Here is an 11,611-nt window from a genome sequence, read left to right on the forward strand (position 1 = left end):
CGAATGTTCCGATGCTGTAGGTGTCACCGCCCTCCGTATATCCGGTATACCCGGAGATTGCTGCGCCGAGTAGCAGACCGAGGCCGGCTATGAGGAAGACGATCTGAAAGAAAGCGAGCACCTGCGGTCACGGTCGGCAAGAGTAGCAGCGCTGGAGTGACTGTGCCGGAGAAGTTTTCGGCCCGTAGCAGGGGCGGCGCGACACGGGTGAGGCCCGGTTCCGTGGTGTCGGGACCGGACACGGCAGGATAGCGGGATGTTGCGCAGTTTCCGGGTGTCCAACCACAAATCGCTGGCCGACCTTCAGGAATTACGGTTGACCCGCGGTAGTGCGCCGGTGGCGGTGCCCGTGACCGCTGTGCACGGTGGGCCGGCGGCCGGTAAATCCAACCTGGTCGACGCGCTGGGGCAGATGCGCGACGCCGTGCTGCGGTCGGTGACCGGCTGGGACCCCTACGCCGGGCCCGAACGTGCGCCCCATCTCGGTCATACCGGGCAGCCTTCCGAATTCGAGGCGGTGTTCATCGCCGAGGGGACGCCGTACACCTACGGGTTCCGGCTGGATGCCGCCGATGTGGCGGCCGAATGGCTCTACAGCCATCCCCGGTCGCGGAAACGAATCGTTTTCGAACGGGAGGGCGAGGCGGTACGGGTGGGGCCGATGTTCGAGGCCGCCCGGTTCGGGATCACCGCGCTGGTGCCGCTGGTGCGGCCCAATGCGCTGCTGCTGAGCCTGGCGGGGCAGATGTACGCCGAGGCGCTGGTACCCGCCTACCGCTGGTTCGAGACGATGCTCGAGGTGCTGCGCGGTCCCGGCGATACGGATGCGATCGAACTGCGGGTGGGTTCGCATCTGTCGCGGTCCGCCGAGAACGCGGCCCGGTTGCTGACCCTGCTACAGACCGCCGATCTGGGCATCACCGATCTGCTCATCGCGCAGAACGACCCCGGTTATGCCGACTATCTGCGCGACCTCGACGCCGATATCGCGGCGCTGAGCGAACAGACCGATCGGGCGATCGCCTCCGCGGGCTACGCGGCGCAGCTGGAACAGGACACCGGGCTCACCGCCGCACAGCTGGCGCGCGAACTGACCAATATGCGCAATGCGCGCGACGCGCTGTACACGCGGATGGTCGCCCGGCGCGGGGTGGGGTTGCGGCTGGTGCACACCGGTGTGGAACCGGTGTTCACCCTCGCCGAGGAATCCTCGGCGACGGTGGCGCTGCTGCGGCTGCTCCCGGTACTGCTCGATGCCCTCGACGCCGGAAAGGTGCTCGTGGTCGATGATCTCGGGGCGCAGTTGACGGTCGAGGAGGCCGACCGCCTGGTGCAACTGTTCCAGAATCCGGAAACCAACACCCGCGGTGCGCAATTGGTGTACACGACCGGCGATCGCACGCTCGTGGACCGCGGTAACGGACGGTCGGCGCGGACCCGCACCGGTGTGTGGACGGTCCGGCGGTCGGCGGCCGGTGTCAGCACACTCGCGCTGTCCTGAGCGCCGGCCGCCGGAGCCGGCTAGTTGCTGGGTTGTGGCAGTGTGCAACCCATCTTCGGGTTGAGTCCCATGTAGTTGAGTGGTCCGGCGACGATGTTCACCGCCAGCGTCGCGGCGTGTGAGCATTGTTCCGGTGGTTCGTTGAAATAGCCCCGCTGCCAGGCGGCGACGATGCCCGCCACGAACCAGATCAGGAGTACCAGGCTGACTACACGACTGCCGGTCGCGCCCGTTCGAATCGATGGGTTCGGCATTTCGATCTTCCTTCCGCATCGGTAATCGTGGAATACCCCGTGGCGGCGGCCTGATGCGCGATGCGGCAGGACTCACGCAAACAGTTACTCATGGGCGTTTCGGATGATCTTTTTCCGGCGCTTCGGGTTTCGGACCGGGAATCCACCGGACCGCGCCCGGCTCGGGCGTGCACGACCGGTGCGGGCGGCGGCTCCGCCTAGCATGGTGGTGTGTTCTTCGAACTCGCGATGCTGGCGATCATGGTGGCCGCACTGGTGGGAATGCTGGTCCTGGTGTTCCGCGGGCGGCGGGGTACCGCACTGCCGCAGGACGCGGAGATCGGGTCGCTGTATCTCACCGGGGTCAGCCCGCGGCCCGAGGCGATGGGCGAGCAGTTCGTCACCATCACCGGAAACCTGTCCGGTCCGTCCGAAGCCGGCACCGTGGTGTACGGGCGACTGGTCTGGGACGCCGCCTATTGGCCCGCTGTCGGCGATACCCTCACCGTCGCCTACCCGCCCGGCAAACCGGACCGGTGGCGGATCGTCGAACCCGGGAAGTAGCGCAACCGGCCGGGCTCAGCTCAGGACGGTGGCGACGATACCGGCGAGGTAGCCCAGTCGTGCGATCTCCGACGGCCGGAAATCCGGCCCGCCGGGGCGGCCCAGCAGCAGCGCCTGGCTGGACGGACCCAGCGGCGCGGCGGCCAGTTTGGTATCCATATCGCGCCAGATCTGCGGTACCCAGTCCGCGTCGGGATCGAGGGCCGTCGGCTTCTGCAACGGCATCCACGGCACCGAAGCCGCCTGGGTCTGCGGCGCGCTCTGGCTGCCGACCAGGCGGTAGGCGCCCTGCGGGCCGATATCGAGCACCGTGCTCCAGCCGACCCGCAACACCCGGGGAATCCCGTCGACCAGCACTTGGAGCCGGTCGTCGCGGGCATTGGCGACGTTGTCGATGAGTTCGAGTTCGCGGTGGGTGTCGAGGACACCCGAGTACGGCCGGATGGAGTCGACGCGCACATCGGCCAGTGATTCCGCGGCGGTGATCAGCGTATCGGGCAGCGCGTTCGGGGCGATCTCGACGACCAGATCGTCGACGGCGAACCCGGCGCCGCGCTCGACCACGTCCAGCGAGAGGATATCGGCACCGACGGTGCCGAGCGCCACCGCGAGCGATCCGAGGCTTCCCGGACGATCCGGAAGTTGCACGCGGAGCAGATAAGACACGTGCGTTTCCCTTTCCTTCAGCGGCCGAGGCTCTCAACGGATACCCGGTCTGCTCATCTCTACACCCATTTCTGCGGGTTCTCGACTCGAATTGTGCGCCCTGACCGCCCCGCAGCGGTAGCGGACGGTGTGAATCGGGTGACCCGCGGTGCTCGTGTGGCCTCGCGGCCGACCCCGGCGAGCGGCACCATTAGGCTGTTCGGTGCTTGTGATCCGTAATCCGAACTATCGCCGAAAGGGGTTCGCGGTGACCGCCATCTCCCGCGACGAGGTCGCACACCTCGCCCGGCTGTCCAGGCTCGCCCTGTCCGAGACCGAACTCGACCAGTTCGCCGGACAGCTGGATTCGATCCTCAGCCATGTGGCGACCATCTCCGAGGTGGCCGCCGCCGATGTTCCCGCCACACCGTCCCCGGATCCGGTGACGAATGTGACCCGCCCCGACGAGGTACGCCCCGGGCTCAGCCCCGAGCAGGCCCTGTCCGGCGCGCCCGCCAGTGAAGATCAGCGGTTCCTGGTGCCGCAGATCCTGGGGGAGGGCGAATGAGCAGCATGAGCTCCGAACTGACCGGACTCGGTGCGGCCGAGCTCGCCGGCAAGATCCACGGCGGCGAGGTGTCGTCGGTGGAGGTGACCCGGGCGCATCTGGACCGGATCGCCGAGGTCGACGGCGAATACCACGCCTTCCTGCACGTCGCCGGCGAGCAGGCGCTGGCCGCCGCCGCCGAGGTGGACGCCGCGATCGCCGGCGGGAAAGCGCCGGCCTCGCCGCTGGCGGGTGTGCCGCTGGCGCTCAAGGACGTGTTCACCACTACCGATATGCCCACCACCTGCGCGTCGAAGATCCTCGAGGGGTGGGTGGCGCCCTACGACGCCACCCTCACCACGCGCTTGCGGGCGGCCGGGATCCCGATCCTCGGCAAAACCAACATGGACGAGTTCGCGATGGGCTCCTCCACCGAGAACTCCGCCTACGGGCCGACCAAGAACCCGTGGGACACCGGCCGGATTCCCGGCGGGTCCGGTGGTGGTTCGGCGGCCGCGCTGGCCTCCTATCAGGCGCCGCTGGCGATCGGCACGGATACCGGTGGGTCGATCCGGCAGCCGGCCGCGGTCACCGCGACCGTCGGCACCAAGCCGACCTACGGAACGGTGTCGCGGTACGGGCTGGTCGCGTGCGCCTCGTCGCTGGACCAGGGCGGCCCTTGCGCGCGGACGGTACTCGATACCGCGCTGCTGCACGAGGTGATCGCCGGGCACGATCCGCGCGATTCGACCTCCCGCAACGTGCCGGTGCCGCCGGTGGTCGAGGCGGCGCGCCAGGGTGCGAGCGGCGATCTGCGGGGTGTGAAGATCGGCGTGGTCAAGGAACTGCACTCCGACAGCTACCAGCAGGGCGTGCTGGCCTCCTTCGACGCCGCGGTGGGTGTGCTGAAGGATCTGGGCGCGGAAGTGGTCGAGGTGTCCTGCCCGCATTTCGAGTACGCGCTGGCCTCCTACTACCTGATCCTGCCCAGTGAGGTGTCCTCCAACCTGGCCCGGTTCGACGCCATGCGCTACGGGCTGCGGGTCGCCGACGACGGGCAGCACAGCGCCGAGCAGGTCATGGCCGCCACCCGGGCCGCCGGTTTCGGGCCCGAGGTGAAGCGCCGCATCATGATCGGTACGTATGCGCTTTCGGCCGGGTACTACGACGCCTACTACGGTCAGGCGCTCAAGGTGCGGACGCTGATCGCCCGCGATTTCGACAAGGCCTACGAGCAGGTCGACGTGCTGGTCTCGCCGACGAGCCCGTTCACGCCGTGGAAGCTGGGCGAGAAGGTCGACGATCCGCTGGCGATGTACCTGTCGGACCTGTGCACGCTGCCCACCAACCTGGCCGGGCATCCGGCGATGTCGGTGCCGTCGGGTCTGAGCCGGGACGACGGGATGCCGGTGGGTTTGCAGATCATGGCCCCGGCGCTGGCCGACGACCGGCTGTACCGGGTCGGTGCGGCCTACGAGGCGGCGCGCGGGCCGATCGCCTGAGGCGGTAGCGAACCACGGATGAATGAGGTGGGGCGGTGGTCCGGGATCGGGCCGCCGCCCCACGCCGTTCTCGGCCGAGCGCCCCGCGGCACGGCCGAGGTCGGTCGACTGGCTGTCCGGGCGGTGCCGGTGGCCGTGAGCTCCGCGGCACGTCGGGTCCATGGAACGGACCAGGCCGCGCCTCTGTCGGCGGCGGGGATTCAGGCCGCGTGGCGGCGTTCGGCTTCGCGCTCGACGGCGGTGGTCATCCCGGGGAAGCCGCGCCGGAAACCGCGGCCGAACAGCAGGCCCACCAGTGGCGCCAGCCATCCGGCGAGTTCGAAATGCGATTCGTAGCGGGTGCGGCCGCCGTCGAGCGGGATCAGCTCATGGGAACGCAAACTGCGGAGCGCGCCCAGCGGCAGCGGTTTCATGGAGTAGCCGAATTTCCGGCCGGGAACGACGGTGTGGATGTATTCGCGCATCGGGAGCGGCCGCGGCAGCAGCTGCCGGACCCGCATATCGATCGGCGCGCCGACGGTGAGCTCCGCCCGGCAGCGATCGATGAACGGATTCCACTCGCCGTACCGGTCGAAATCGGTGAGCACCGACCACACGACCTCGGCGGGGGCGGCTACCTCGACCACATCGTCCACAACAAGCACGCCCTAAAACTAGAACGTGTTTCAGGAAGGGTCAACCGGCGGCCCGGCCCGGCGGCCGCCCGGGCAGCGGGAGATGGGGGAGGTGCGGCAGCGGCGGGTCCACCGGAAACCGCACCAGGACGGGTACGAACAGCCGCCGGCGTCGCACGGCCACGGGGCCCGTGATGGTGCTGGGCCGCAGCGGGAGGCCGAATCCGTGGTGTCCGGTGGCCGTGGCCGGGCGGCGCCTCCGGCGGTGCAACCGGCGGACAGCGAATACCAGCCCGGCGATCGCGGTCACGGCGAGCGCGGCCATCCGCAGCAGCCACGGCTGGGTCGGGTGTGCGGTGGCGGCCTGCGTCGCCGCCTGCGTGAAGGTTTCCACCACCGGTACCCCGTAGTGCTGGCGCCGGGAATTCAGCTCCACCGCGGTGGCCGCGACCTCGGCGAGGGTTTCGCAGCGGGTCCGCACCATCGGCTCGGTATGCGCGTCGCAGGCCTGGTGCAGGCGGACGCCCAAGGCGTTGTCCACGGCCTGCCGGGCCCACGGGCCGAGCGGGGCGCCGGTGCTGTCGGCGTAGCGGAGCAGATCGTAGCCGAGGTCGTGGGCCATGCAGGCGGTGTCGAACTCCGGCGGCAGTTCGACCGGCGACGAGCAATTGCCGTCCGGCGCCACGAGCACGCCCTGGCGGACGACGGGCCGGTAGCCGGTATAGGACTCGAAATCGCGGGGAATGGCTTCCGCCGCCGCGGCGGCGCCGGTGCTACCCGAGGTCAGTGCCACCACCGCCAGTCCGGCGGGCCCCGCGATCGAGCCGTCGATACCGACAGCATCGGACGAGGGTGCCGAGATCACCGGAATCGCCAGGCTGAGCAGCGCGGCCGCGGCGAGCGCCGGCGGTGAGATCCGCCGGAACCAGCGCCCTTTCCGGCGCCGGTGGTGGTAACTGGGTGAAGCCATGGTGGGACACCTTAAAGGGCGAACCTGTGTGTTTCCGAACGACGCCGGAGACTCGGGCTCGCCGGTGGGACCGGCGCAGCTGCCCGCATCCGGCGGGCAAACCGGTATCGGCCGTGGGTGCGGGCCGGCTGTGCCGTTACCCGCAGCCGGGCATGGCGGTGCCCTGATCGATGCCGTAGCGGTGGCCGTGGCCGGGCGGGGCGCCGAGCGCGCCCAGCAGGTCGGCGGTGGTCTGGACGAAGCTCACCACGGGCAGCCAACCAGGGGCCGGTGCGTCGCGGCGGGTGCCGGTCAGGTCCGGGGGACGCCACAGCAGGTCGAGTGACCAGTGCACTACCGGGTCCGAGATATTGGCCAGCACCGCCGTGCGGGCCCCGGGCTCCCGGCCACCGCCGCCGGGCCTGCCCGCCCACAGCACCGAACACACGCGGCGGTTCTGTTCGGCCGCCCCGGCGAACACCGCGCTACCACCGAGGGCGCCCAGGCTCTGGCCGTACAGGTGCAGCCGCGGCGGATCCGGCAGCGTCGCGGCGTGCTCCTCGATCGCCGTGAACAAGGCGCGGGCCGACGCGGCGGCCGATCCCCGGCCCAGTACGAAGGTGGCCCAGCTCGGCAGGTTCGAATACTGCAGCGCCACCACCGCGACATCGCCGCCGAAACGCTGCCCGAACCCACTCAGGGCGCGCGTGTCCACCCACCCCGACCCGGTAGGCACCGCCACAACCAGATGTGACCGGTCGAAACCGCCTGCCCGGTCGAGTTCCCGCACGGCCAGCGCGGCCCGCGCCGCCAGGTCCGGGGCCGACCGCAGCCCGACGTAGACCCGCACCGCGCCGGGCGGTCCGGACGTGACGAATCGCTGCCCTTCCCGGCCCAGCGACGACCAGCTCACCATCGATTCGGCGCTGCCGGACCGGGTCACGGCGGCAGGCTGAACCAGACCGGAATCGGCGGTCTGCCCACTCGCCCCCGCGATCCCCTGGCCACCGAGAAGCGCCACCGGTAGTCCCGCGACCACCGCCATAACCAGCCCCCGGGACCAGCCGATCCGCCGCAGCACCCGGCCGATCCCGGACCCCGCGGCCACCAGCGCCGCGGTGAGTACCACCGACCCGGCCGCCCAGAGCGGCCAGTACTCCGGTCCCGTTCGCGCGAGCCCCATGGCATCACGCACGGTGTTCTGCCATGCCGCCGCGTGCACTACCGCGATCAGCACGCCGGCCACCGCGACGGCCAGTGCTACCTGCCGTCCGTGCTCGCGGGCGCAGGAGACCACCCGCTGCGCAGGCCGGCCGGTGGACCGTCCGGAACCGGGAGATCCCGAGCCGGGAAGTACAGGCGACGTAGTCGACGCCGTCCTCGTGCCCGTCGGGGCGGCCGAGAGACCGGGGACACCGATCCGGCGGCACCCGCCGGCCCGTCGTGTCCGGTCGGCAGTCCTCTTGCCGAACCACCCCCGGGTCGGGCTGTCTGCGTTACCCGGCCGGTCGCTGGTGTGGTTACCGAGCGGGGCCGTGGTACCGACCTCGGGTGGTTCCGCGGGGGGCTGGTCGGTGGCCGACTCACTGCCCGGCCGGGTACTCCGGATGTTCGTTCCGCTACCTCGGTACGGAGCATGCCGGACCGGGCCGCCTCCTCCGGTGGGAGGCGCGACCGCACCGCGTGGCCGGCGCCGGTTCGCGGTGCGGCACATCGCTGTGCCGAGTTCGGTCGCCGCCGGTCGAGCGCTGGTGGTCGTGGCCGGCTCGGCGCGGCGGGAGCGCGGCCGGAAGATCAGCCGGGTGAGTCCTGCGATCGCGAGTAGGGCGAGGATCAGTACCGAGGTGAGAACGGCCTGGGTGGCGGCGCTGCGCGGGAGCAGGCCGGGCGCCAGCGAGAGCAGGGTGCCGAGGGTGACGGGGAGGGTGATACCGGCGGGCGGGCACCGCAACGGCAGGTGTGGGCGGGCGGTGCGGGAGGTCGCTCGGCGGCGGGTCGGAGTCGCGCGGGTGCGGGAGTGCGCGAGCAGTTCGAAGGCCGACGGTACCGACCAGATGGGGCGGCCCGGTGTCGATGCTGTGCTCATGCGAACTCCCGGCGGAGTACGGCAGGGGCGAACGCGGCGCGCCGGATGCCGCGGGGGACCCGGGCGCGTAACCGGCGGCGCCGGTCGTGCAACTCGCGCAGGGACGGGAGGCCGAAACGGCCGCCCACCAGCGCGCGCCCGGTCAGCAATGTGGCGAACGCGGCGAGCAGCAGCACGACACCGCGCGGCAACCAGGTCGCGGCTGTTTCGGCGAAAGAGAAATGCTCGGCCACCGGGACGCCGTAACTCTGCCGCCGCGAGTTGAGGTCCACCGCGACCGCCGCGATCTCGGCCATGGCGGTGCAGTGGGTGCGGGTGAGCGGGTCGGCGCGGTGCGTACACGCCGACCGCATCCGGTCGGCGAGGGTGCGGTCCAGTTCGCGGCGGGCCCACGCGCCGAGGGGGTGGCCGTCGTACTGGGCGTAGCGCAGCAGGTCGTAACCGAGATCGTGGGCTTTACAGGGTGTTTCGAACTCCGGCGGGAGTGGTACCGGCGAGGAGCACGACCCGTGCGGGGCGACGAGGATGCCGTCCACGAGCTCCGGGCGATATCCGGTCACCGCCCCGAAATCGGCGGGCAGCCGCGGTTCGGTGGCCGCGGGCGGGGAAGTCAGGGCCTGGACGGCGGACGCGGCCGGGGTCGCGGTGCGCGGCGGGCCGGCGGCATCGGCCGTGGGTACCGCCAGCAGCGACAGCGCTGCGGCGGCACCGGCGACCGCCAGCGTCACGGGCCGGCGATACACCGGCGTCCGGTGGCGCGCCGCAGTGTTCGAGACAACCATGGTCGTGGACGTTATGAACCGGGAGCGGTCGCGGCCGTCCCGCTCGGGAGGGTTTCCGGGCCCGGCCTGCGCGGGGACGCCGGGCGGGTTCTACCCCGGGTGTACGGGCCCGAATTCACCCCACGGTATGAGGTGCGCGCGGGCGGCGGTTCGTAGTGTCGGGGTCATGATGGAGTACAGCGTCGCCCGGCCGGCGGGGAAGTCACCGAGCCTCTGGAGCCGGCTCACCCGCCTCGGCCTGCGGTGGTGGGTCGATGCGGGCACGGTGCTGCTGGCGCTGGTGTTGTTTTCGGTCGCCTGGCCCACCCTGCATCTGACCCACCAGGTGCCGTGGCCGATCGCGCCGCTCATCGCGGCCTTCGCCGCCCTGCCGGTGCTGCTGATCCGCCGCAACGCGCCGCTGGGCTGGGCGGTCTCGGCCGGTTCGGCACTGATCATCGCGCTGGCCGTGCCGAACCAGACCGGTGAGGCGATGCCGTTCCAGGTGGTGCATATCGTCGCGCTCTACTTCTTGGTGTTCGCGGTGACGTTGCGGTCACCGCTGCCGCTGGTCGCGGTGGTGTGGGCGGCGACGTCGATGCTCCTGGGCGCGGCACTGTCGGCCGAGGGGGTCGGCGCGGACCCCTGGGCGTGGCCGGTATCGCTGGGCGCGACGGTGTTCATCGCGGTTCTGCTGCGTTCGCTGGTCCGGTCCCGGTCGGAGCTGCACCGGCAGACCGAGGTCAGCGAACTGGAACGGGCGCGGCGCACGATCCTCGAGGAGAAGGCGCGGATCGCGCGGGACCTGCACGATGTGGTCGCGCACCATATGTCGCTGGTGGTGGTGCAGGCGCAGACCGCGCCCTACCGGGTGACCGGTGTGAACGACGCGGCGCGCGCGGAATTCGAATCGATCGGCGCCACCGCCCGCGAAGCGCTCAACGAGATCCGCGGGCTGCTCGGGGTATTGCGCAGCGATGGGCAGCTCGCCGAGCACACCCCGCAACCCACCGCGGCCGATCTGGAAGCGCTGTTCGTCGGCGCCGCCCGCGCCGGTGTGGACCTCACCTGGTCGGTCGAGGGCACCCTCGCGGCGATACCCGACACCGTGGGTTCCGCGTTGTACCGGATCGTGCAGGAATCGCTGGCCAACGCGGGCCGGCACGCCCCGGGGGCGGCCGTGCGGGTGGGTATCGACTGTGCCGAGATCGTCACGCTCACGGTGGTCAACGGCCCGGGTACCAGCCCCGCCGCGGCCGGGAACGGCGGCCACGGTATCGCGGGCATGCAGGCGCGCGCACTGGCCGTCGGTGGCCGGTTGACCGCGGAGCCGACCCCCGACGGCGGCTTCCGCGTGAGCGCACTACTACCCCGCGCGACCGCCGTGGACCTGTCCCTGGCCATGGCCACCCAGCAGGACACGACCGCCTGACCGCCGTACACCTCGGCACGGGATGCCCATCATCCCGTGCCGCGGCCTCCCCGGCCCTGCCCGGCCGAATCCCCCGGACCCGCACAGATACTCGTCACACCTTAGGCTGAGCGCGTGGCAATAACCGTGTTGATCGCCGATGACCAGGCCATGGTTCGGCAGGGATTCGGCGCTCTGCTGGCCGCGCAGCCGGATATCAGTGTTGTCGGTGACGCGCCGGACGGGAAAGTGGCGGTCGCCGAGGCGGCGCGGTTGCGGCCCGATGTGGTGCTCATGGATGTGCGGATGCCGGAGATGAACGGTCTGGACGCGGCCCGTGCCATCCTCGGCGCCGGGTTCGATCCGCCGGTGCGGGTGCTCATGCTCACCACCTTCGATATCGACGACTACGTCTACGAGGCGCTCGGGCTGGGTGCCAGTGGTTTCCTGCTCAAGGACGCTCCGGCCGAGGAGTTGGTACGCGCGGTGCGTGTGGTCGCCGCCGGGGAGGCGTTGCTCGCCCCGACCGTGACCCGGCGGTTGATCGCCGAGGTGACCGCCCGGCGCTCCGCCCGCCGCACGCCGGCCCCGGCGCTGGCGGCGTTGACTCCGCGGGAGCGGGAAATCCTGGAACTCGTCGCCCGCGGGATGTCGAATACCGAAATCGCGGAAGCCCTGTTCATTGCCGAGCAGACCGTGAAAACGCATGTGTCGAAGGTCTTCACGAAATTGGATCTGCGTGATCGGGCGCAGGCGGTGGTGCTGGCCTACGAATCAGGTTTGGTCACCCCCGGCTGA

At 70.8% G+C, this 11,611-nt stretch carries 12 protein-coding genes; 6 read left to right on the forward strand and 6 right to left on the reverse strand.

Annotation, left to right across the window (positions count from 1 at the left end; translation table 11 throughout):
- Positions 1 to 256: 256 nt before the first annotated feature.
- Positions 257 to 1,501: an AAA family ATPase gene (locus tag ACQEVO_RS04345; protein WP_432909094.1), complete on the forward strand. Its 1,245-nt coding sequence runs from the start codon at positions 257 to 259 to the stop codon at positions 1,499 to 1,501.
- A gap of 20 nt (positions 1,502 to 1,521) precedes the next feature.
- On the opposite strand, the gene ACQEVO_RS04350 is transcribed toward ACQEVO_RS04345, so the two are convergent.
- Complete coding sequence (locus ACQEVO_RS04350; RefSeq protein WP_432909096.1) at positions 1,522 to 1,755, reverse strand: hypothetical protein; 234 nt, start codon at positions 1,753 to 1,755, stop codon at positions 1,522 to 1,524.
- Positions 1,756 to 1,965: 210 nt separating this feature from the next.
- Here ACQEVO_RS04350 and ACQEVO_RS04355 point away from each other — a divergent pair, with 210 nt between their 5' ends.
- Positions 1,966 to 2,298: a hypothetical protein gene (locus ACQEVO_RS04355; RefSeq protein WP_432909098.1), complete on the forward strand. Its 333-nt coding sequence runs from the start codon at positions 1,966 to 1,968 to the stop codon at positions 2,296 to 2,298.
- Positions 2,299 to 2,313: 15 nt separating this feature from the next.
- On the opposite strand, the gene ACQEVO_RS04360 is transcribed toward ACQEVO_RS04355, so the two are convergent.
- Positions 2,314 to 2,964 (reverse strand): amino acid-binding protein, encoded by a 651-nt coding sequence (locus ACQEVO_RS04360; protein ID WP_432909100.1) that lies wholly within the window; start codon positions 2,962 to 2,964, stop codon positions 2,314 to 2,316.
- Between the two features lie 247 nt (positions 2,965 to 3,211).
- On the opposite strand from ACQEVO_RS04360, the gene gatC reads away from it, so the two are divergent.
- On the forward strand, positions 3,212 to 3,511 hold the full coding sequence (gene gatC, locus ACQEVO_RS04365) for an Asp-tRNA(Asn)/Glu-tRNA(Gln) amidotransferase subunit GatC (protein WP_432909101.1): 300 nt from the start codon (positions 3,212 to 3,214) through the stop codon (positions 3,509 to 3,511).
- Between the two features lie 5 nt (positions 3,512 to 3,516).
- Positions 3,517 to 4,992 carry an Asp-tRNA(Asn)/Glu-tRNA(Gln) amidotransferase subunit GatA gene (gene gatA, locus ACQEVO_RS04370; protein WP_432922323.1) on the forward strand — a complete coding sequence of 492 codons (1,476 nt, stop codon included), beginning with the start codon at positions 3,517 to 3,519 and terminating at the stop codon, positions 4,990 to 4,992.
- A gap of 200 nt (positions 4,993 to 5,192) precedes the next feature.
- Here gatA and ACQEVO_RS04375 read toward each other — a convergent pair whose 3' ends face one another.
- The 4 genes from ACQEVO_RS04375 to ACQEVO_RS04390 form a co-directional block, all read right to left on the reverse strand.
- The gene (locus ACQEVO_RS04375; RefSeq protein ID WP_432909103.1) at positions 5,193 to 5,636 is read right to left on the reverse strand and encodes an SRPBCC family protein; all 444 of its coding nucleotides are present in this window, start codon (positions 5,634 to 5,636) and stop codon (positions 5,193 to 5,195) included.
- A gap of 31 nt (positions 5,637 to 5,667) precedes the next feature.
- Positions 5,668 to 6,576 (reverse strand): hypothetical protein, encoded by a 909-nt coding sequence (locus ACQEVO_RS04380; RefSeq protein WP_432909104.1) that lies wholly within the window; start codon positions 6,574 to 6,576, stop codon positions 5,668 to 5,670.
- 136 nt (positions 6,577 to 6,712) lie between these two features.
- Positions 6,713 to 8,641 (reverse strand): alpha/beta-hydrolase family protein, encoded by a 1,929-nt coding sequence (locus ACQEVO_RS04385; protein ID WP_432909105.1) that lies wholly within the window; start codon positions 8,639 to 8,641, stop codon positions 6,713 to 6,715.
- Positions 8,638 to 9,423 carry a hypothetical protein gene (locus tag ACQEVO_RS04390; RefSeq protein WP_432909107.1) on the reverse strand — a complete coding sequence of 262 codons (786 nt, stop codon included), beginning with the start codon at positions 9,421 to 9,423 and terminating at the stop codon, positions 8,638 to 8,640. The genes ACQEVO_RS04385 and ACQEVO_RS04390 overlap by 4 nt, the downstream gene beginning before the upstream one ends.
- Before the next feature lie 166 nt (positions 9,424 to 9,589).
- Here ACQEVO_RS04390 and ACQEVO_RS04395 point away from each other — a divergent pair, with 166 nt between their 5' ends.
- Together ACQEVO_RS04395 and ACQEVO_RS04400 are read left to right on the forward strand one after the other, a co-directional pair.
- Positions 9,590 to 10,834 (forward strand): sensor histidine kinase, encoded by a 1,245-nt coding sequence (locus tag ACQEVO_RS04395; protein ID WP_432909109.1) that lies wholly within the window; start codon positions 9,590 to 9,592, stop codon positions 10,832 to 10,834.
- Positions 10,835 to 10,948: 114 nt separating this feature from the next.
- On the forward strand, positions 10,949 to 11,611 hold the full coding sequence (locus ACQEVO_RS04400) for a response regulator (protein WP_432909111.1): 663 nt from the start codon (positions 10,949 to 10,951) through the stop codon (positions 11,609 to 11,611).

This window comes from Nocardia sp. CA-290969 (assembly GCF_050936135.1).
Taxonomy (GTDB): domain Bacteria; phylum Actinomycetota; class Actinomycetes; order Mycobacteriales; family Mycobacteriaceae; genus Nocardia.